Below are 21231 nucleotides of genomic sequence, written 5' to 3'. Positions count from 1 at the left end.
CGATGGCCTTTCAGCGCCGCGCCAGCAACAGCATGTCGGGCACGATCTGGCCCGGGTTCGTCGATGCGATCACCTCGCTTCTGATGGTGATGATCTTTGTGCTGTCGATCTTCATGGTCGTGCAATTCGTCCTGTCCGAACAGATCACGAGCCAGGATGACGAACTCAACACCCTCAACGCCCAGCTCAATTCCCTGGCCGAGGCGCTGGGGCTGGAGGAAAACCGCGCCGCCGCGCTGGAAAGCCGGGTGGCCACGCTGACCGGATCGCTGGCCAGCGCCGAACAGCAATTGAGCGCGCAGCAATCGCTCATCGCCTCGCTCACGGCCGAAACCAATGCACAGGCCGCCCGCATCGCCGATTTCGAGGCGCAGGTCGCCTCCCTCATCGCGGCCAATACCGATCTGACCGCCGACCGCGATGCCACCGCCGCCGAACTGGCCGAAACCCTCGATGCGGCCGAGGCTTTGCGCCTTGCGCTGGCCAGCGCGCGCGCCGAGATCGACAGCGCCGCCGAAGAGGCGCGGCTTGCCGCCGCCCGCCGCGAGGCGCTGGAGGCGCTGGTTGCCGATCTCGAGGCCGACAGCGCGGCGCAATCCGACACGATCGCCCGCCTCGAGACGCAGATTTCCGAACAGGAGGCCGCGCGGCTGGTCGATGCCGCCGCCGCCGAGGCGCTGCGCGCGCGGCTGGAAAACGCCGATGCCGAACTGACCGCTATGACCCTCGCGCTCGAGGAACAGCGCCGCAGGGCAGAGGAAACGCTGACGCTTCTGGCCGCTGCCCGCGCCGCCGAGGCGGATCTGGAAACGCGGCTCGCCGCCGCTCTCGACCTCAACGCCGAGCTTCCCGCCGAGAACGAAACGCTGCGCGAAGATCTGGCCGCCGCCCTGGCCGCCCGCCTTGCCGCCGAAACCGATCTGGAGACTGCCCTGACCGAGGCCGAACAGCGTGCCATCCTTCTGGCGCAGGCCAATGCCGAACTGGACAGGGCCGAGGCCGCATCGGCCGAAAGCGCGCGCCAGGTGGCGCTCTTGAACGAGCAGGTGGCAGCCCTCCGGACGCAGCTGAACGGGCTTCAGGCGCTCTTGGACGACAGCGCCGCCCGCGATGCCGAGGCGGATATCCAGATCGCCAATCTGGGCGCGCAGCTCAACCAGGCGCTGGCCCGCGTGGCGCAGGAACAGCGCGCGCTTGCCGCCGAACAGACCCGCGTCGCCGAGCTCGAGGCCGCCGAGGCCGCCCGCCTTGCCGCCGAGGCCGAAGAGCTGGAACGCTACCGCTCCGAATTCTTCGGGCGGCTGCGCGAGCTTTTGGAAGGGCGCGAAGGGGTCAGGATCGAAGGCGACCGGTTCGTCTTTTCCTCCGAGGTGCTCTTCGATCTGGGGTCCGCCGATCTGGCCCCCGAAGGGCTTGACCAGATCCGCAGCGTCGCGGGCCTGCTGTCCGATGTGGCGCAGGACATTCCCGATGGCATCGACTGGATCCTGCGCGTCGACGGCCATACCGACAACCAGCCGATCCGGGCGGGCGGTGCCTTTGGCTCGAACTGGGAATTGAGCCAGGCGCGCGCGCTGTCGGTCGTCTTGTTCATGTCCGAGGAACTGGGCTTTCCGCCCGAGCGGCTGGCCGCCACGGGCTTTGGCGAATACAGCCCCATCGCCGACAACGGCAGCGCCGATGGCCGCGCGCAGAACCGGCGGATCGAGCTGAAACTGACCGAGCGCTAGAGCATGTCGCGCAAAAGCGGGAACCGGTCTTGCGCTCCCCGGACATGCGACATCAAGGGATTAGAGAATGGCGCGGGTCTGCGCCGTCACGGCGTGACCAGCACCGCCGTTTCGGCCCGGTCGATCTCTGTGCCCGCGCGGCTCAGCACCACCTCTCCCCGGTAAAGCCCCGGCGGCCAGCCCTCTGCCGGGGTTCGCCGCCCGCTGGCGCGAAACAGCTGCGCCTGGGCGCGCTCCAGCACCACCTCCTGCGCGTGGACCTCTGCCCCCGTGGCATCCGTGATCCTGAGCGTCACGACATCGCCCGCGCGCCCGCCATGGACAAAGCCCCAGATCACCAGCGCCGCGCCCCGCGCCTCGATCGCGCCGGTATCGGCCCGCCCCGCCGCGATATCGGCCAGTTCCGGGATGGCTTCCGCAAACCCCGCCGACAGGATGCCGCCGCCGGGGTTTTCGACCCGTTCGGCCCAAAGCCCCGCAGGTGGCGCGTCGCAGCTGTCGCCCGTTTCCGCATCGAAAGGATCGATGACCTGTCCCTCGTGCCGCAAGATGAATTCCAGATGCGGAAATTCCGTCTGCCCCGAATAGCCGATCAGCCCAAGCGGCGTGCCCGCCGCGACCGTCTGCCCCTCCTGCACAAGGATCGACCCTTCCATCAGGTGGCAATATTGCGTCTCCCACCCCTCCGCATGGGTCAGCGCCACGCCATTGCCGCAACCCTGGCCCGGCTGCATCGTGGCGGTTCCGCCATCGGGCACGCCATCGCGCAGTCCCCGCACCACGCCGCCCGCCGCCGCGATCACGGTCACGCCTTGCGCCATCGCCTCCAGATCGGCGGTGCGGATATCGGTGCCGGTATGGCCGTCATAGCTTTGCGGCCCGCAATCAAAGGCGCGCGCGCCGGGGCCGGGGTCGTGATCGACGAATTGTTGCAGGAAACAGGTCTCGCCAAGCCGGCACTCCACCGGGAACAGCAGGGCAGGGGCCTCCTGCGCTTGGGCGCTCAGGGCGCTTGCCAGCAGGACCGCAGCGGCGCGGGTGGCATGGCCGGGAACGGAAAACAATCGTGGCACCATTTACGCCTTGCCCCTCGCCTCTTGCACAAAGGCCCGACCCATTTCTGGGCCGGGCCTGTCTGTTCCATGGCCTGCCGGATCAATCCGCCGTCAAAAGCGGCGGCTTCTTGGAGCCGATGCGCGGACGCCCCGGTTCCTCGATCCTCAGGTCGATCTTGCCATCCTTGACGCCGACCTTGACGTTGCCGCCCTTGGCCAGCTTGCCGAAGAGCAGTTCCTCGGCCAGCGGCTTCTTGATGTGCTCCTGGATCACGCGGCCCAGCGGGCGGGCGCCCATCCGGTCGTCGTAGCCCTTGTCGCCCAGCCATTCGGCGGCGGGACGGGTCAGTTCGATGGTCACGTTGCGATCCATCAGCTGCGCCTCGAGCTGCAGGACGAACTTTTCCACCACCTGCAAGATGACCTCTTTGGGCAGCGCGCCAAAGGAGATGACGGCATCCAGCCGGTTGCGGAATTCCGGCGTGAAGGTGCGCTCGATGGCGGCCGTATCCTCGCCCTCGCGCTTGTCGCGGCCAAAGCCGATCGCGGCTTTCTGCATGTCGGCCGCCCCGGCATTCGAGGTCATGATCAGGATCACGTTGCGGAAATCGACCTTGCGCCCATTGTGATCGGTCAGCGTGCCGTGGTCCATCACCTGCAACAGGATGTTGAACACATCGGGATGCGCCTTCTCGATCTCGTCAAGCAGCAGCACGCAATGCGGATGCTGGTCGATCCCGTCGGTCAAAAGCCCGCCCTGATCGAACCCGACATAGCCCGGCGGTGCGCCGATGAGCCGGGAAACCGCGTGTTTCTCCATGTATTCCGACATGTCGAACCGCAACAGCTCAACGCCCAGCGTATCGGCCAGCTGCTTGGCGACCTCGGTCTTGCCGACGCCCGTGGGCCCCGCGAACAGGTAGTTGCCGATGGGCTTTTCGGGCTCGCGCAGGCCCGCCCGCGCCAGCTTGATCGACGAGGCCAGGGCCTCGATCGCGGCATCCTGGCCAAAGACCACGCGCTTGAGCGAGACCTCCAGGTCCTTGAGAACCTCGGCATCGTCCTTGCTGACGTTCTTGGGGGGGATGCGGGCGATCTTGGCGACGACTTCCTCGATCTCCTTGGCGCCGATGGTCTTGCGCCGCTTGCTTTCCGCGACCAGATGCTGGGCCGCGCCCGCCTCGTCGATCACGTCGATCGCCTTGTCGGGCAGCTTGCGGTCATTGATGTAGCGCGCGCTCAATTCCACCGCCGTCTTGATCGCATCGGCGGTGTATTTGACGCTGTGGTGATCCTCGAAATAGGGCTTCAACCCTTTCAGGATCTTGATCGCATCCTCGACCGAAGGCTCGTTCACGTCGATCTTCTGGAACCGGCGCGACAGCGCGCGGTCCTTTTCGAAATGCTGGCGGAATTCCTTGTAGGTCGTGGACCCCATGCAGCGCAGCTTGCCGCCCTGCAGCGCGGGCTTGAGCAGGTTGGAGGCATCCATCGCCCCCCCACTGGTCGCACCTGCACCGATCACCGTGTGGATCTCGTCGATGAACAAGATCGCGTCGGGGTGATCCTCCAGCTCCTTGACCACGGCCTTCAGCCGCTCCTCGAAATCGCCGCGATAGCGGGTGCCCGCCAAAAGCGCGCCCATGTCGAGCGAATAGATGGTGGAATTGGCCAGAACCTCGGGCGTGTCGCCTTCGACGATCTTCTTGGCCAGACCTTCGGCGATGGCGGTCTTGCCCACGCCGGGATCGCCCACCAGAAGCGGGTTGTTCTTGCGGCGGCGGCACAGCACCTGGATGCAGCGCTCGACCTCGTGGGCGCGGCCGATCAGCGGGTCGATATCGCCCTTGAGCGACTTGGCGTTCAGATCGACGCAATATTTCGCCAGCGCCGATTCCTTGGCCTCGCCACCTTCGCTGCCCGAAGCGGGGGCCGCGCGGCTTTCCTCCTCGGGGTCGGTCGCGCCGGTCACGGGGCGGCTTTCGCCATAGGACGGGTCCTTGGCCACGCCATGGGCGATGAAATTCACCGCGTCATAGCGCGTCATGTCCTGCTCCTGCAGGAAATAGGCGGCATTCGATTCGCGCTCGGCAAAGATGGCGACGAGCACATTGGCCCCCGTCACCTCGGTCCGGCCCGAGGATTGGACATGGATCGCGGCGCGCTGGATCACGCGCTGGAAGGCCGCCGTCGGCACCGCCTCCGACCCGTCGATATCCGTCTCCAGCGTCGACAGGTCGTCGTCGATGAAAGCGGTCAGCGTCTCGCGCAGCGCGTCGATATCGACCGAACAGGCCAGCATGACCTTGCGCGCATCGGGTTCGTCGATCAGCGCCAGAAGCAGATGCTCCAGCGTTGCAAGTTCGTGGCGGCGCGCATTCGCATTGGCCAGCGCCGCGTGAATGGCCTGCTCAAGTGTTGTCGAAAAAGACGGCACCAGCGTGCTCCTTTCCTCGTGCATCGGGTGGGCCTCTGCCTCACGCCGATCATGGCCTCATGGTCTTAAGCTTTGCTTTCTCCGGGCGTCTTTCAAGGAGAATTTGCTCAAGGTCTCGTGTCCGCCCGCGGTCTGGCCCTCTATACCTTGGCCGCGGAGCTATTGCCTAAATTTTGTGCACATGCCCGGTCCCATTTCAGAACGCATCCTTCAGGCTGCGGATGCGTGCAAAGACAGCGGCAGGATCTGCGCCCGCCATGTCGAGGCGGCGGGCGATGGCGGGGTCGGCGGCGCGCAGGAACGGGTTGGTGGCCAGTTCCTCGGCCAGCGTCGATGGTACGGTGGGCCGGTTCGCGGCACGCGCCGCGTCGACCTCCTTGCACCGTGACATAAGCGCCGGATTGTCCGGATCAATGGTGATCGCAAAGCGCGCGTTGCCGGCGGTATATTCATGGCCCGAACAGACCAGCGTGTCCGGGGGCAGGGCGGCCAGTTTCGACAGGCTTGCCCACATCTGATCGGGCGTGCCCTCGAACAGCCGCCCGCATCCCAGCGCCATCAGGCTGTCGGCGGTGAAAACCGCCTGCGCCCGGGGAAAATGATAGGCGACATGCCCGAGCGTATGGCCCGACACGTCGATCACATGGCCCTGCAACCCGCCGATGGCGAGGCTGTCGCCCTCGGCCAGCGCATGGTCGAGCGCGGGCAGGCGATGGGCATCGGCAGCCGCCCCCCAAACCTGTGCCCCTGTCGCCGCGCGCAGCGCCTCCACCCCGTCGACATGGTCCCAATGGTGATGGGTGATCACGATATCGCTCAAGGTCCAGCCCCGTTCGGCCAGCGCCGCCTCGATCGGTCCCGCCTCGGGCACGTCAAAGACCGCCGTGGCCCCGGTCGCGGGATCGTGCAGCAGATAGGCGTAATTGTCCTTCAGGCAGGGAACGGTGACGATTTCGGGCTGGGTCGGGGTCTCGGGCATGGATATTCCGTCTCGGTTCCGTAATGCTGCGGGGGTGCCACCCTCGCGCACCCAACGAACTAGTGCAATGCATCTCGACGTCACCGACCTGCGCCAATTCTATTACCGGACCCGTCTGGGCCGGATCGCGCAAAAGGCGATCCGCGACCGGATGCTGGCGCTCTGGCCCGAGGCGCAGGGCCAGACGGTGGTGGGCTTCGGCTTTGCCGTGCCGCTCCTGCGCCCCTACCTGGCCGAGGCGCGGCGCGTCGTGGGTCTCATGCCCGCCGAACAGGGCGTCATGCCATGGCCCGCCGGGATGGAAAATGTCTCCACCCTCTGCCGCGAGGGGCAATGGCCGCTCCAGACCGGGGTGGCCGACCGCATCGTCTGCCTGCACGGGCTGGAAACCTCCGAACATCCCTCCGAGGTGCTCGAGGAATGCAAGCGCGTGCTGGGGCCGGGGGGCAAGGCGCTCTTCATCGTGCCCAACCGCTCGGGCCTCTGGGCGCGGCGCGATGCAACGCCCTTCGGCTTTGGCCGCCCCTATTCGCTGGGCCAGCTCGAGGCGCAGATGAAACGCCACGATTTCATGCCCGAACGCCATGCCGCCGCCCTCTTCGCGCCGCCCTCCCAGCATCGGTTCTGGCTGCGCTCGGCGGAACTGGTCGAACGTCTGGGTGCCACGATGTCGAGCTATTACGCAGGCGGCGTGATCCTGCTCGAGGTGTCCAAACGCGTCTACGCCCCCACCCGTCCGGGCCTTGCCGAACGGGTCCGCCAGCCCCTCAAGGTGCTCGAAGGCGCGCCCGCACCTGCGGGGGCGACCCACAGGGGGGGCGACGGCCCCGCCTGACGCCTCCGCCCGCCGCAGTGCCGCGTCAGAATCGTCGCGCCGGAGCCGCGCGCGGGCCACGCCAAATCGCCGCAGACTTGCCACCCAGTGTCGCACCATGCGCCGCAACCGGGCCGCGTCCTTGTTTTCTTGGGTCTTCCGATGCCGCCGCCCCGATCCTATCGCGGTTGCAGCATTGCGGGTGCTCTGCTAAACGGCGGGCGATTTATGGCGGTGCGGATGCTATCCCCCGCCGTTGAAGACGAACCCGGAGGCGTTGCCGCGCTCTGTCCGGGATAGCTGCATGATGAAAGGGTGGACGTGAGCGAACCTGCTTCAATCTCGACCGGCATCGCCGCGCGTTACGCGACCGCGTTGTTCGACCTGGCCAAGGAGGAAGGCGCGCTTGGCCCCCTCGAATCCGATGTCGCAGCCCTCGAGGGCGCATTGGCCGACAGCGCCGACCTGCGCGACCTGATCGCCTCGCCGATCTACGGGCGCGACGTGGCCGCAGCCGCCATCGGCAAGGTGGCCGACGCGATGGGCCTCAATGCCATCACCGGCAACACGCTGCGCCTGATGGCGCAAAAGCGTCGCCTCTTCGTCCTGCCCGCGCTTCTGGTCGCGCTGCGTGCGCGCATCGCCGACCACAAGGGCGAGATCAGCGCCGAGGTCGTTTCCGCCAAGGCCCTGACCAAGGCGCAGTCGGACAAGCTTTCCAAGGTTCTCAAGGCCGCAACCGGCCGCGAGGTGAACCTGAAATCGACCGTTGATGAAAGCCTCATCGGCGGTCTTGTCGTCAAGGTTGGCTCCACCATGATCGATACCTCGATCAAGGCAAAGCTCAACGCACTCCAGAACACGATGAAAGAGGTCGGTTAACATGGCGATCCAAGCTGCAGAAATCTCTGCGATCCTTAAGGACCAGATCAAGAATTTCGGACAGGACGCCGAAGTGGCCGAAGTTGGCCGCGTGCTGTCGGTCGGCGACGGGATCGCCCGCGTCTACGGCCTCGACAACGTGCAGGCCGGCGAGATGGTGGAATTCCCCGGCGGCATCCGCGGCATGGCGCTGAACCTCGAAACCGACAACGTCGGCGTCGTGATCTTCGGCTCCGACCGCGACATCAAGGAAGGCGACACCGTCAAGCGCACCAAGTCCATCGTGGACGTCCCCGCCGGTGACGCGCTTCTGGGCCGCGTTGTCGACGGTCTGGGCAACCCGATCGATGGCAAGGGCGAGATCAAGGCTTCCGAGCGTCGCATCGCCGACGTCAAGGCGCCGGGCATCATCCCGCGCAAATCCGTGCACGAGCCGATGGCCACCGGCATCAAGGCCATCGACGCCATGATCCCGATCGGCCGTGGCCAGCGCGAACTCATCATCGGCGACCGTCAGACCGGCAAGACCGCCGTGGCGCTCGACACGATCCTGAACCAGAAATCCTACAACGACGCCGCAGGCGACGACGAAAGCAAGAAGCTCTACTGCGTCTATGTCGCCGTCGGCCAGAAGCGCTCGACCGTGGCCCAGCTGGTGAAGAAGCTCGAGGAATCGGGCGCGCTGGAATACACGATCGTCGTGGCCGCCACCGCATCCGACCCCGCGCCGATGCAGTTCCTGGCCCCCTATGCCGCGACCGCCATGGCGGAATATTTCCGCGACAACGGCCGCCATGCGCTGATCATCTACGATGACCTCTCCAAGCAGGCCGTCGCCTACCGCCAGATGTCGCTCCTCCTGCGCCGTCCGCCGGGCCGCGAAGCCTATCCGGGCGACGTGTTCTACCTGCACTCCCGCCTGCTCGAGCGGTCGGCCAAGCTGAACGAAGACAACGGTTCGGGCTCCTTGACGGCTCTGCCCGTCATCGAAACGCAGGGCGGCGACGTGTCGGCCTTCATCCCGACCAACGTGATCTCGATCACCGACGGCCAGATCTTCCTTGAAACCGAGCTTTTTTTCCAGGGCATCCGCCCCGCCGTGAACACCGGTCTGTCGGTGTCGCGCGTGGGCTCCTCCGCCCAGACCAAGGCGATGTCGTCCGTCGCGGGCCCGGTGAAACTGTCGCTCGCCCAGTATCGCGAGATGGCGGCCTTCGCCCAGTTCGGGTCCGACCTCGACGCCTCGACCCAGCAGCTGCTGAACCGCGGCGCGCGCCTGACAGAGATGATGAAGCAGCCGCAGTATTCGCCGCTGACCAACGCCGAGATCGTGACCATGATCTTTGCCGGCACCAACGGCTATCTCGACAAGCTGCCCGTCTCCGAGGTTGGCCGTTTCGAGGCTGCGCTCCTGCAATTCATGCGCACCAAGAAGGCCGATGTGCTGGACTGGATCACCAAGAGCGACCCCAAGATCAAGGGTGCCGATGCCGAGAAACTGAAGGCTGCCATCGACGAATTCGCCGCCGATTTCGCCTGAGGTTTCTGACAGATGCCCAATCTCAAGGACCTCAAGAACAGGATCGCGTCGGTCAAATCGACCCGCAAGATCACCAAGGCGATGCAGATGGTCGCCGCCGCGAAACTGCGCCGGGCGCAGGACGCGGCGGAGGCTGCCCGCCCCTATGCCGAAAAGATGGAGGCCGTCATGGGCGGCCTCGCCAAATCCGTCGGCAATTCCGAAGGCGCACCGCGTCTTCTGGCGGGGACCGGCAAATCGGATGTGCACCTGCTCGTCGTCATGACGGCGGAACGCGGCCTGTGCGGTGGCTTCAACTCCACCATCGTGCGCAAGGCCCGCAGCCATGCCGAAACGCTCCGCGCGCAGGGCAAGACGGTCAAGATCCTGACCGTCGGCAAGAAGGGCCGTGAACAGCTCAAGCGCGACCATGCCGACAAATTCGTCGGTCACGTCGACCTGTCCGATGTCAAGCGGCTGGGCTATGCCGATGCCGCCCGCATCGCCACGGATGTTCTGGGCCGCTTCGACGCGGGCGAATTCGATGTCGCCACGATCTTCTTCAACCGCTTCCAGTCGGTGATCAGCCAGGTGCCCACGGCCACCCAGATCATCCCGGCACAATTCGATGCGGTCGAGGATGCGGGCGACAGCGGGTCGGTCTACGATTACGAACCCTCCGAGGAGGCCGTTCTCGAAGACCTGCTGCCGCGTGGCGTGGCCACCCAGATCTTCACCGCGCTGCTCGAAAACGCCGCCTCCGAACAGGGCGCGCGGATGTCCGCGATGGACAACGCGACCCGCAACGCGGGCGACATGATCGAGCGCCTCACCATCGAATACAACCGTTCGCGTCAGGCCGTCATTACCAACGAGCTGATCGAAATCATCTCGGGCGCCGAAGCGCTCTAAGAACCGGAGACACGACATGGCAAATGCAGTCGGAAAAATCACCCAGGTCATCGGCGCCGTCGTCGACGTGCAGTTCGGCGATCACCTGCCCGAGATCCTCAACGCGCTTGAAACCGACAACGGCGGCAAGCGCCTCGTGCTCGAAGTGGCCCAGCACCTGGGCGAAGGCACCGTGCGCACCATCGCGATGGACGCGACCGAAGGCCTCGTGCGCGGTCAGGAAGTCAAGGACACCGGCGGCCCGATCATGGTCCCCGTGGGCAACGCCACCCTTGGCCGCATCCTGAACGTCGTCGGCGAACCCGTGGACGAAGGCGGCCCGGTCGAGGCCGAGGAATACCGCGCCATCCACCAGCCCGCCCCCGAATTCAACGACCAGTCGACCGAGAGCGAGATCCTCGTGACCGGCATCAAGGTCGTCGACCTCCTCGCCCCCTATTCCAAGGGCGGCAAGATCGGCCTCTTCGGCGGTGCCGGCGTGGGCAAGACGGTTCTCATCATGGAACTGATCAACAACATCGCCAAGGTGCACTCGGGCTACTCGGTGTTCGCAGGCGTGGGTGAACGCACCCGCGAAGGCAACGACCTCTATCATGAGATGATCGAATCCAACGTGATCAAGCCCGACAACCTGACCGAATCCCAGGTGGCGCTTGTCTACGGCCAGATGAACGAGCCTCCGGGCGCACGTGCCCGCGTGGCGCTGACCGGCCTGACGCTCGCCGAACAGTTCCGTGACCAGTCGGGCACCGACGTTCTGTTCTTCGTCGACAACATCTTCCGCTTCACCCAAGCGGGCTCCGAGGTGTCGGCGCTTCTGGGCCGCATTCCTTCGGCCGTGGGCTACCAGCCGACGCTCGCCACCGACATGGGCGCGATGCAGGAACGCATCACCTCGACCAAGCAGGGTTCGATCACCTCGATCCAGGCCGTCTACGTTCCCGCGGACGACCTCACCGACCCCGCGCCGGCCACGACCTTCGCCCACCTCGACGCCACGACCGTTCTGTCGCGCGCCATCTCGGAACTGGGCATCTACCCGGCCGTGGACCCGCTCGACTCGTCCTCGCGCCTGATGGACCCCAAGATCCTCGGCGAAGAGCATTACAAGGTCGCCCGCGACGTTCAGGGCATCTTGCAGCGCTACAAGTCGCTTCAGGACATCATCGCCATCCTCGGGATGGACGAACTGTCCGAAGAGGACAAGCTGACCGTGGCGCGCGCCCGCAAGATACAGCGCTTCCTGTCGCAGCCCTTCGACGTGGCCAAGGTCTTCACCGGTTCGGACGGTGTGCAGGTTCCGCTCGATGTCACCATCGCCTCCTTCAAGGCCGTGGTCGCGGGTGAATACGACCACCTGCCCGAAGGTGCCTTCTACATGGTCGGCGGCATCGACGAAGTGATCGCCAAGGCCGAGCGCATGGCGGCAGACGCCGCCTGATAGCTTTGCCCCCATGCCGCGCCGCGCGGCATGGGGGCAGTCAAACCAACGGCGGAACCGCCCGTCGGCTGGGGGCAACCCACCCCACCACGGCGGAACCGTCCGTAGGGTGGGTGAAACCCACCATCCAAGGCGGAACCGTCCGCACGGTGGGTGAAACCCACCACCTCAACGGCGGCGCTTCCCGAAAAGTGGGTAACCCCCACCAACCGGGCGGCAAAAACCCCGCCACCCCGCATGGGTGGGTCCCCCCACCCCCTGCCATCAAGGAGAGCCGCGAATGGCTGCCAAGTTGCAATTCGATCTGGTCTCGCCCGAACGGCGTCTGGCGTCCGTCGCGGTCGAAGGGGTGCAAATCCCCGGCACCGATGGCGACATGACCGCGATGGCGGATCATGCGCCGATGATCACGACGCTGCGTCCCGGCGTGCTCCGTCTCGACGGGGCCGAGGGCGGGGCCGAGACCGCCTATTTCGTCACCGGCGGTTTCGCCGATGTGGCCGGGCCGACCGTCACCGTTCTGGCCGAACAGGCCCTGCCCGTGAGCGAAGTCACCGCCGAGGTCATCGACGGCTTCATCGCCGAGGCGCGCGCCGCCCATGAAAAGGCCCTTGCCGCCGGTCCCGACGGCCCGGCCGATGCCGCGGCCAAGCTCGTCTCCGACATGGAAGCCGCGCGCGGTCTCATCCTCGGCTGAGGCCTCGAGACATTTGGAAAGACACAGGCCCCCGCGCACCGCTGCGGGGGCCTTTTTCGTGACGCGGGCGGCTGAGTTTCCGGTATCACCGCATGGCGCAGGCGCGAAATCCCGGTATCATGCCACTCCGTGACCCCGTCTCGCGGTCGCGCAGGGAGAACCCGAACGCATGAAACGCCTGACCCACCACCAGATCGGCGCAGATCAGGGCTCGGTCCTGATGTTCAGCGATTTCGCCGACAATGGCCCGATGTGGACAGGCGACGGCCCGCGCGAAAAGCGTGTCGCGGTCAGCTTTGCGGGCGCGTTCCGCGCACCGCCCATGGTGCATGTCGGCATCTCGATGTGGGACACGGACGGCCAGACCAACCAGCGCGCCGATCTCCGCGCCGAGGAGGTGACGGAAACGGGCTTCGACCTCGTCTTCCGCACCTGGGGCGACAGCCGCATCGCGCGCATCCGCGCCGATTGGATCGCCTTCGGCACCGTCCTGGGCGAGGATGACTGGGACGTGGATTGAGGCCTGCGCCGTGGCGCTGCGCCTGTCACGACGCACCAGACCCCGCGCAACCGACCGTAGGGTGGGTGAAACCCACCAAAAGCCCCAGCCATCCGCGACCATGGTGGGTTGCACCCACCCTACGCCACCACCCCACCCAAGATCACACGGGTCCTGTGTAGGGTGCGCCTGTCACGGCGCACCAACCACCCGAACCGGGCCCCTTACCGCCCCCACATCCCCTTGGGATAGAGCCCCTCGTAGATCGGGACGAGCGTCTGCGTATCGAACAGCGACGACACGCTCGTCCCGTTCCAGATGTTCAGGATGGCTTGGGCGAACATCGGTGCTGTCGGCACGATGCGGATATTGGCGCAGGCCCGCGCCGCCGCGGGCGCTTCGATCGTATCCGTGATCACCAGCGTCTTCAGAACCGACGCGCTCACCCGCTCCACCGCGGGGCCCGACAGCACGCCATGGGTCGTATAGGCGTGAACCTCCGTCGCGCCCGCCTCCATCAGCACTTCGGCCGCCTTGCACAGCGTGCCCGCCGTGTCGCACATGTCGTCCACGATCAGGCATTTGTGGCCCGCCACATCCCCGATCACCGTCATCCCCGCGACCTCGCCCGCCTTCTCGCGGCGCTTGTCCACGATGGCCAGCGGCGCGCCGATCCGTGTGGCAAGCTCGCGCGCGCGCGCCACGCCCCCCACATCGGGCGACACCACCATCACATCCGACATGTCGCCGCCGAACTGGTGCAGGATATCCAGCGCAAAGATCGGCGAGGCATAGAGGTTGTCCACCGGAATATCGAAGAACCCCTGGATCTGGGCGGCATGCAGATCCATCGTCAGGATCCGCTCGATCCCCGCCGTGACCATCATGTTGGCCACCAGCTTGGACGAGATCGGCGTGCGCGCCTTGGTCCGCCGATCCTGCCGCGCATAGCCGAAATAGGGGATGACGGCCGTGATCCGCGCCGCACTCGACCGCCGCAGCGCATCGGTGATGATCAACAGCTCCATCAAATTGTCATTGGCGGGCTTGGAGGTCGGCTGGATGATGAACATGTCCTCGCCCCGGACATTCTCGAACACCTCGACAAAGATTTCCCCGTCGTTGAAGCGTTCCACCCGCGCATCGACCAGCCCCACCTGCATCCCCCGATGCATCGACATCCGCCGCGAGATCGCATTGGCAAGCGTCAGGTTCGCATTCCCGGAAATCAGCTTCGGGTCTTGTGCAGGCATGATCCGTTGTCCTCTTGGCAGCAGGTTCCGCACAGATCCCCCCGCGCGGAATGTTGACACCCCCTAACACCCGTCTAGGCTCCGCGCAAAGCCGAAAACGGGAGGCGGCCACCATGGCCCATATCGACTATTTCTTCTCCACTGTCTCGCCCTACACCTATCTCGCCGGTCTCAGGATGGAGGAGGTGGCCGCGCGCCACGGCGCCACCATCACCTACAGGCCGATGGACCTGATCGGCGGCATCTTCCCCCGCACCGGCGGCGTCGCGGTCAAGGAACGCCACCCCGCCCGCCTCGACTACCGGCTTCAGGAACTCCACCGCCACGCCGCGCGATACGGGCTGCCCCTCGACCTCGATCCGCCCTATCGCGCGATCAATCCCGCGCCCTCCTCCTACGCCTTCATCGCCGCGATCCGCGCGGGCGGCGGCGATCTGGGCAAACTGGTGCACGAATTCACCGCCGCCGTCTGGCGCGACAAGCGCGACATCGCCGAGGATGACGTGATCGCCGATTGCCTTGCCGCCGCAGGCTTCGACCGGGGGCTCGCGGGCATGGGCATGCTCGCCGGTGCCGAGGATTACGTCCGCAACACCGAGGACGCCATCGCAAGCGGCGTCTTCGGCTCGCCCTTCTACATCGTCGACGGCTCCGAGAAATTCTGGGGTCAGGACCGGATCGAGGATCTGGATCTCTTCCTCGCCGGAAAATTGTGACGGGTTTTGCGCGCCGCTGGGGGCAGGGGGGCGCGCCTGCTCTCCTCCTCCATTGCTCGCTCGCCCATTCCGGCGCATGGGATGGGGTGGCGCGCGCGCTGGCCGACCGGCTGACGCTCACCGCCCCCGATCTTGTAGGCCATGGGCGCGGGCCCGCGCGCGATCCCGCGCGCGACTACCACGATCACGCGACCGAAGCCGCCTTGGCCCATCTACCCGAGCGGCCCACCCATCTGATCGGCCACAGTTTCGGCGCGACCCTCGCGCTGCGCCTCGCCCTCGACCATCCCGAACGCATCGCCAGCCTGACCCTGATCGAACCCGTGCTCTTTGCCGCCGCGCGGGGTGGCCCCGGCTGGGCCGCCAATATCGCCGCGATGGCGGGCATCGGCCCGCGCCTTGCCGCGGGCGATGCAATGGGCGCAACCCGCGACTTCCTCGCGCAATGGGGCGGCGGCGTGCCCCTCGACGCCATGCCAAAGCCGCAACAGGCCTACATGATCGACCGGATCTGGGTCGTGCCCGCCAGCGCCCCCGCGCTGGAGGAGGACAGCGCCCGCCTCCTGCCGCGCCTGGGGCAACTGGCCTGCCCGGTCCTCTTGGTCGAAGGCGCGAACTCGCCCCCCGTCATCGCGGAAATCCAGTCAGGCTTGGCCACAGCGATCCCAGAGGCCCGTCGCGCCATCGTCCCGGGCGCGGGCCATATGGTTCCCATCACCCATGCAGGGCCCGTTGCGCAGGACATCCGGCACCTTCTGGGGTGAGGTGGCGGAACCCTCGGTTTTCCGTCTTGGAAACCTCGAGGTTTCCAAACCGTTTTCCCCGGGGAAAACGCTACCCCGCCCAAGCCTCCAGAAGACGGTCCACATCCTCAGACGTCTTGGCCCAGTCGCAAACGATCCGGCAGCGCAGCGCCGCATCCCCCGGCCCGTCCGCCACCGTCCCGCCAAAGGTGTAATATTGCGCCCCGGCGGCAAAGGCGCGGGCATGGGCCGCGCGGGGAACCTCGACAAAGGCGAGGTTCCCCGCCACCGGATGGCACAGATGCGCCCCCTCCACCCGCGCCAGACCCTGGACCAGCTGCGCCATCCGCGCATTGGCGGCATGCGCCATCTCAAGCCACAGGTCATCCTCGCAATAGGCGACCATCTGGGACGACAGGTAGCGATGCTTGGAAAACAGATGCCCGCCGCGCTTGCGCCGCAACTCCAGCTCGCGGCCATGGGCGGGGTCGAAGAACACGACCGCCTCCACCCCCATGCAGCCATTCTTGGTGCCGCCGAAACTCACGGCATCCACGCCCGCCTTCCACGTCATCTCGGCCGGGCTGCACCCCAGCGCGGCACAGGCATTGGCGAACCGCGCGCCATCCAGATGCAATGCCAGACCATGCGCCTTGGCCGTCGCGGCAATCGCGCGGATCTCGTCCAGCGTATAGACCGTGCCGCGCTCGGTGATGTTGGTGATCGTCACCGGCCCCGGCTGCGCGCCATGAACGCCGCGCGCCTTGCATTGCACGATCGCGGCCTCCAGCGCCTCGGGGGTGAATTTCGCATCCGCCCCGTCGATCAGGATCGTCTTGGCCCCGGAATAGAAATCCGGCGCGCCGCATTCATCCTCCTCGACATGGGCGATGCGGTGGCAGAACACGCCGTCCCAGGGCCTCGCCAGACAGGCCAGCGCCAGCGCATTTGCGACACTGCCCGTCGCCACGAATTCCACCGCAGCCTCCGGCGCCTCGAACAGATCGCGCACGGCGTCCCGTGCGGCTTGGGTCGTCGCGTCATTGCCATAGGGCATGGCATAGCCGTCATTGGCCGCCATGACCGCCGCCATGATCCTGGGATGCACCGGCCCGGTATTGTCGCTGGCAAAGATCATGTGCCCGGCTCCTCGATGATGTAATCTTCCCAATCTTCCTCGGGCACCTCGAATTCCGGCACCGTCAGGCCGCGCATGCTCACGCCCGCCTCATGCACGCTCTCGGGATCGCCCGACACCAGCGGATGCCACCAGAAAAGCGGCTTGCCCTCGTGGATCAGCCGATAGGCACAGGTCGCTGGCATGAAATAGGCGACATCCTTCATCGTCGCGGGCGTCAACTGGATGCATTCGGGCACCAGCGTCTTGCGGATCGCATATTGCCCGCAGCGGCAGCTTTGATCGTCGAGCAACCGGCAGGCCACGCGCGTCAGCGCGACCTCGCCCGTCTCCTCGTCCTCGAGCTTGTTGAGACAGCACTTCCCGCAGCCATCGCACAGCGCCTCCCATTCCTCGGGCGTCATCTTTTCGGGTCGCACCCGTTCCCAGAACCGCTCCCTCATGTCCGGGCCAGCGCCTCGCGCGCGGCGGCGCTGTCTTGGTCCATCTGCGCGATCAGCGCGGGCAACCCGTCAAAGCGCATCTCGCCCCTCAGGTAGTCGACCAGCCCCACCGACAGCTGCCGCCCATAAAGGTCGCCCTTGAAATCAAAGAGAAAGGTCTCGAGGTTCGGCGTCTGCCGCTCGAACATCGGCCGGATGCCAAGGTTCGCGACCCCGCGATAGGTGCCCTTGTGCGGCCCCTCCAGCACATCGACCAGCACCGCATAGACGCCGAGCTTGGGCACATGCAGCCCGTCCAGCGCCATGTTCGCCGTCGGATAGCCCAGTTCCCGCCCCCGCTTGTCGCCATGCAGAACCGGCCCCTCGATCCGGTGCCAATGGCCCAGCATGGCGGCAGCATCGCGCGGCCGCCCCTCGCTCAACGCCGCCCGGATCGCGGTTGACGAAACCGCCCCATCCCCGCCTTCCAGCAGATCCGCCACCGTCACATCGAACCCGTAACGCGCGCCGAAATCGCGCAGCATCTGCGCGGTTCCGGTCCGTCCCTTGCCGAAACAGAAATCCGCGCCGACAACGACATGGGACAGGCCCAAGCCCCCCGCCAGCACGTCGCGCGCGAAATCCTCCGCCGACAGCCCCGCCAGATGTCGGTCAAAGGGCAGCTCGGCCAGGATCTCGACGCCGAGCTTTTCCAGCCGATGCGCCCGGGCGCTTGCGTTCATCAGCCGAAAGGGGGCCGCCTCGGGCGCGAAAAAGGCGCGCGGATGCGGCTCGAAGGTCACCACGCCCAGGGCCACGCCCGGTCGCCGCGCCAGATCGATCACATGCCGATGCCCGCGATGCACCCCGTCGAAATTCCCGATCGCGGCAGAGGCGCCGCGGTCCTCGGGACGTGTATACTGGGGGTCGTGCAGGATGCGCATGGCAAGACGGGTAGCCGCCCCCGCGCCGATGCGCAAGCGGCCCGCGCCCTTAACCTTTCCGCAAGAAAGAGCGCGCGATCTTAACCTTTGGGCAAGAAAGGGACCGCGCCCTTAACCTTTGATCAATCGAATTTCCGCGAGGGGGCCAGCACCACGGCCTCGCCCTTCAGCACCACGGTCTTGCCGACCCGGCATTGCGTGGCCAGCGTCACCCGCCGCCGCCCGTGGTCGATCTCGGTCACCTCGACCTCGGCCTCGACCATGTCGCCGGGCCGGACGGGTGCCATGAATTTCAGCGTCTGGCCCAGGTAGACCGTGCCATGCCCCGGCAATTGCTCCCCGATCACCGCCGAGATCAGGCCCGCGGTCAGCATGCCATGGGCGATCCGCCCCTCGAAGATCGTGTCGCGGGCATAATCATCATCCAGATGCACCGGGTTCCGGTCGGTCGAGACCTGCGCGAAGAGCTCGATATCGTGATCGGTCACCAGTTTTTGCAGGGATCGGCGCATCCCGATCTCCAGATCCTCGATGACGATCGTGCCGGTGGTGATGTTGTCGAGCATGGCGGGCGACTCCTGCATGATGGCCGCCTGATACCCGATTCCGCCCCGGTTCTGCAATGCAGAAAGAAATAAAGCTGCGCAAAATTCCCAAAATGTCGCAATTATATTGCGCGCTCGCCCTCATTTCATCTTCCCCCAAATACGGTCCCTCCCGCGCCCCACAAGCCCCCACGACCATACCCTGCGTAGGGTGCCGCCTTCAGGCGCACCTGCTTGCCTGGAGCGCGCCGCGTTCACGCGCAGTCACGCGCCGCTCTCTAACCCTTTGATTTCGCATGTCCGGGGGCGCAAAACCGGTTCCCACTTTTGCGCGACATGCTCCCTGATTTCGCATGTCCGGGGAGCACAAAACCGGATCCCGCTTTTGCGCGACAGGCTCTAGCGCAACATCCCGATCGTGTAGCTCGGCTCCAGCTCGGCCTCCGTCAGGAAGCGCGCAAGGCGCGCGGGGTCGGGCTGGTCCACCGTCCCCGTCTCCTCGCGCGCAAGCCCGCCCGAGATGAACAGCGTGTCGATGCTTTCGCCCAATCCCCCCAGCACATCGGTCAGGATGCCGTCGCCCACGGCCAGGATGCGATCATCGGGGATGGTGCGGCCCAATTGCTCGAGCCTGCGCCGCGCAAGATCGTAGATCGGCGGATGCGGCTTGCCGAAATAGAGGCTTTCGCCCCCCATTTCCGTGTAAAGCCGCGCCAGCGCGCCCGCGCACCATTCCCGCGTCTCGCCCCGGTCGACCACGATATCGGGGTTCGCGCACAGGAGTTTCAGCCCCCGGCTCTTGGCCAGAAGGAACTGCGGGCGCATCACCGCCGGATCCGCCATCGGGTCGAAGGGACCGGTGCAGACGATCCCCTCGGCCTCCTCGAGCGCGACCTTCTCGATCTCGACGGGGTTCTCCAGAAGCTGCAGCTTTTCGAAGAAGGGCGCGTCATGCGGCTCGCCGATATGCCAGACCCTGGAGCCCACGACGCCTTCGAACATCGCCTTGCGCGCGCTGTCGCCCGAAGTGGCGATCACGTCCCAGCAATCGCTGGGCACGCCCAACCGGTCGAGCTGCTTGGCCACGCTGGCGCGCGGGCGGGGGGCATTGGTGACCAGCACCACGATGCCCCCCTGCGCGCGATAGGCTTGCAGTGCCGCGACCGCTGCCGGAAAGGCGCGCATTCCGTCATGCACGCAGCCCCAGAGATCGCAAAAGAGCGCGTCATAGGAGGCGGAAATCTCGGCGAGGCTGTCGATGATGCGGGTCATGGGGGCGCTCCTGCGGCAAGGTCAGGGGCGGTTTAGGCGCTGGCGCGCGGATCGTCGAGGGATTGCGCCGCCTGTGGCGTCGCCCGGGCACGATTTTTCGGACGAAAAATCGTGCCCGCGCCCCGGGACCATCGGCAGTGAGAGCGGGGAAGGGGGCGGGGGGCTCTGCCCCCGGTCGCGCCTTGCGCGCCCTCCCCGGAGTTTTTTCGCCAAGATGAAGGGAGGGCCCGCAGAAGGGGCCCGCCTGTCAGAGGGCGAGGTTGGGGATGATCTGCTTCTTGCGGCTGACCACGCCCGGCAGGACGATCGTATCGGCCCCGCCCGCATCCGCGCCGAAGCTTTTCGCCGCGACCTGCGCCACGAGGTCATTGGGGACCAGAAGCGTCGATTGCTCGTTCAGGATGTCGACGACGAACAAGAGCACCTGGTCCGCGCCATCCTCGGTCGCGACCACGGGCATGGTTTCCATCAGGCTCGCCTTGCGCGACAGAACCGTCTCGGGCGAGGTGGTCTCCAGCACGCTGACGCGGAAGGTCTTGCCGCCGACCTCGTAGGTCTTGCTGTCCATCCGCAGGAGTTCCGCATCCGAGAAGGCCGAGACATCGGATTTCGCCGCGAACATCTCGGCGGCGTATTCGGGGATCGAGAGGCCCAGATCGGCGGCCAGCGCCTCGGCCACGGCGCGATCTTCGGGCGTGGTGGTGGGCGAGCGGAATTCCAGCGTGTCGGACAGGATGCAGGTGAGGATCGTCGCCTTGATCCAGGCGGGCGCCTGGGCGATGTCTGCGCCGATCATCTTGTGCAGGATGGTGGCGGTGCAGGCCAGGGGCTCCATCCGGATCTCGATCGGGCCCTTGGTTTCCAAGCCGCCGACCAGCTTGTGGTGGTCGATGATGGCGCGGATATCGGCCCCGTTGATGCCCTTGGGCAATTCGGCGGGGTTGTTGGTGTCGACGATCACGACGGGCTGGCCCGGCTCCACATCCGCGATGATGCGCGGCTTGGGCAGGTCCCAGCGCGCAAGCAGGAAGGCCGCTTCGGTATTGGGTTCGCCGAGCAGGACGGCCTCGGCCTGTTCCTTGCGGATCTCGTTCAGGTACCAGGCCCAGATGATCGGCGAGCCGGTGGAATCGGTATCGGGGGACAGGTGGCCGAAAACAAGCGTGGTCATGGAGCTTTTCCGCGAATTGGGGGCAATGTCGGGGGCCTCATAGCGAAGCGGGGCGGGCTTGT

20 protein-coding genes are annotated in these 21231 nt (G+C 66.2%); 10 read left to right on the top strand and 10 right to left on the bottom strand.

The features are described from left to right. The first annotated feature begins 2 nt into the window (after positions 1-2). Complete coding sequence (locus AABA51_RS11620) at positions 3-1730, top strand: peptidoglycan -binding protein (protein ID WP_338272038.1); 1728 nt, start codon at positions 3-5, stop codon at positions 1728-1730. Positions 1731-1816: 86 nt separating this feature from the next. Here AABA51_RS11620 and AABA51_RS11615 read toward each other — a convergent pair whose 3' ends face one another. The 3 genes from AABA51_RS11615 to gloB all read right to left on the bottom strand — a co-directional run bounded on the left by AABA51_RS11615 (position 1817) and on the right by gloB (position 6201). Then, positions 1817-2806, bottom strand: a complete 990-nt coding sequence (locus AABA51_RS11615; RefSeq protein WP_338272037.1) for a M23 family metallopeptidase — start codon at positions 2804-2806, stop codon at positions 1817-1819. Between the two features lie 79 nt (positions 2807-2885). After that, positions 2886-5222, bottom strand: coding sequence for an ATP-dependent Clp protease ATP-binding subunit ClpA (gene clpA, locus AABA51_RS11610; RefSeq protein WP_338272036.1), 2337 nt, complete (start codon positions 5220-5222; stop codon positions 2886-2888). Positions 5223-5418: 196 nt separating this feature from the next. Beyond that, complete coding sequence (gene gloB / locus AABA51_RS11605; protein ID WP_338272035.1) at positions 5419-6201, bottom strand: hydroxyacylglutathione hydrolase; 783 nt, start codon at positions 6199-6201, stop codon at positions 5419-5421. 67 nt (positions 6202-6268) lie between these two features. Here gloB and AABA51_RS11600 point away from each other — a divergent pair, with 67 nt between their 5' ends. The 7 genes from AABA51_RS11600 to AABA51_RS11570 all read left to right on the top strand — a co-directional run bounded on the left by AABA51_RS11600 (position 6269) and on the right by AABA51_RS11570 (position 12986). Further along, positions 6269-7036, top strand: a complete 768-nt coding sequence (locus tag AABA51_RS11600; RefSeq protein WP_338272033.1) for a methyltransferase domain-containing protein — start codon at positions 6269-6271, stop codon at positions 7034-7036. Between the two features lie 300 nt (positions 7037-7336). Further along, positions 7337-7897 (top strand): F0F1 ATP synthase subunit delta, encoded by a 561-nt coding sequence (locus AABA51_RS11595; protein ID WP_338272031.1) that lies wholly within the window; start codon positions 7337-7339, stop codon positions 7895-7897. A gap of 1 nt (position 7898) precedes the next feature. Beyond that, on the top strand, positions 7899-9437 hold the full coding sequence (atpA, locus tag AABA51_RS11590; RefSeq protein WP_338272030.1) for a F0F1 ATP synthase subunit alpha: 1539 nt from the start codon (positions 7899-7901) through the stop codon (positions 9435-9437). 12 nt (positions 9438-9449) lie between these two features. Then, positions 9450-10328 carry a F0F1 ATP synthase subunit gamma gene (locus tag AABA51_RS11585; RefSeq protein WP_338272029.1) on the top strand — a complete coding sequence of 293 codons (879 nt, stop codon included), beginning with the start codon at positions 9450-9452 and terminating at the stop codon, positions 10326-10328. A 16-nt stretch (positions 10329-10344) separates the two neighbouring features. Continuing rightward, entirely contained in the window at positions 10345-11769 is a 1425-nt protein-coding gene (gene atpD / locus AABA51_RS11580) for a F0F1 ATP synthase subunit beta (protein ID WP_338272027.1), read from the top strand. Positions 11770-12049: 280 nt separating this feature from the next. Continuing rightward, on the top strand, positions 12050-12466 hold the full coding sequence (locus AABA51_RS11575) for a F0F1 ATP synthase subunit epsilon (protein ID WP_338272026.1): 417 nt from the start codon (positions 12050-12052) through the stop codon (positions 12464-12466). A 169-nt stretch (positions 12467-12635) separates the two neighbouring features. Next, positions 12636-12986, top strand: coding sequence for an H-type lectin domain-containing protein (locus tag AABA51_RS11570; RefSeq protein ID WP_338272024.1), 351 nt, complete (start codon positions 12636-12638; stop codon positions 12984-12986). Positions 12987-13189: 203 nt separating this feature from the next. Here the strand turns inward: AABA51_RS11570 and AABA51_RS11565 are convergent, their stop codons facing one another. Then, entirely contained in the window at positions 13190-14218 is a 1029-nt protein-coding gene (locus AABA51_RS11565) for a ribose-phosphate pyrophosphokinase (RefSeq protein ID WP_338272023.1), read from the bottom strand. 113 nt (positions 14219-14331) lie between these two features. Here AABA51_RS11565 and AABA51_RS11560 point away from each other — a divergent pair, with 113 nt between their 5' ends. After that, positions 14332-14934 (top strand): 2-hydroxychromene-2-carboxylate isomerase, encoded by a 603-nt coding sequence (locus AABA51_RS11560; protein WP_338272022.1) that lies wholly within the window; start codon positions 14332-14334, stop codon positions 14932-14934. Further along, positions 14931-15698, top strand: coding sequence for an alpha/beta hydrolase (locus AABA51_RS11555; RefSeq protein ID WP_338272020.1), 768 nt, complete (start codon positions 14931-14933; stop codon positions 15696-15698). The genes AABA51_RS11560 and AABA51_RS11555 overlap by 4 nt, the downstream gene beginning before the upstream one ends. A gap of 70 nt (positions 15699-15768) precedes the next feature. Here AABA51_RS11555 and AABA51_RS11550 read toward each other — a convergent pair whose 3' ends face one another. From AABA51_RS11550 to AABA51_RS11525, 6 genes are all read right to left on the bottom strand, one after another. Next, positions 15769-16815: a threonine aldolase family protein gene (locus AABA51_RS11550; protein WP_338272019.1), complete on the bottom strand. Its 1047-nt coding sequence runs from the start codon at positions 16813-16815 to the stop codon at positions 15769-15771. Continuing rightward, positions 16812-17258, bottom strand: a complete 447-nt coding sequence (locus tag AABA51_RS11545; RefSeq protein ID WP_277826952.1) for a YcgN family cysteine cluster protein — start codon at positions 17256-17258, stop codon at positions 16812-16814. The genes AABA51_RS11550 and AABA51_RS11545 overlap by 4 nt, the downstream gene beginning before the upstream one ends. Then, the gene (locus tag AABA51_RS11540; protein ID WP_338272018.1) at positions 17255-18181 is read right to left on the bottom strand and encodes a bifunctional riboflavin kinase/FAD synthetase; all 927 of its coding nucleotides are present in this window, start codon (positions 18179-18181) and stop codon (positions 17255-17257) included. Before AABA51_RS11540 ends, AABA51_RS11545 begins: the two co-directional genes overlap by 4 nt. A 122-nt stretch (positions 18182-18303) precedes the next feature. Then, positions 18304-18747, bottom strand: a complete 444-nt coding sequence (locus AABA51_RS11535) for a MaoC family dehydratase (RefSeq protein ID WP_338276553.1) — start codon at positions 18745-18747, stop codon at positions 18304-18306. Between the two features lie 378 nt (positions 18748-19125). Further along, complete coding sequence (locus AABA51_RS11530; protein WP_338272017.1) at positions 19126-19998, bottom strand: TIGR01459 family HAD-type hydrolase; 873 nt, start codon at positions 19996-19998, stop codon at positions 19126-19128. Between the two features lie 247 nt (positions 19999-20245). Beyond that, entirely contained in the window at positions 20246-21169 is a 924-nt protein-coding gene (locus AABA51_RS11525) for a manganese-dependent inorganic pyrophosphatase (RefSeq protein ID WP_338272015.1), read from the bottom strand. Positions 21170-21231: the final 62 nt, after the last annotated feature.

Origin of the sequence: Roseicyclus marinus (genome assembly GCF_036322625.1) — a bacterium.
In the GTDB taxonomy this organism is placed as follows: Bacteria; Pseudomonadota; Alphaproteobacteria; order Rhodobacterales; family Rhodobacteraceae; genus Roseicyclus; species Roseicyclus marinus_A.
Note: the sequence above shows the minus strand (reverse complement) of the source record. Positions and strands in the feature narration are given on the sequence as shown.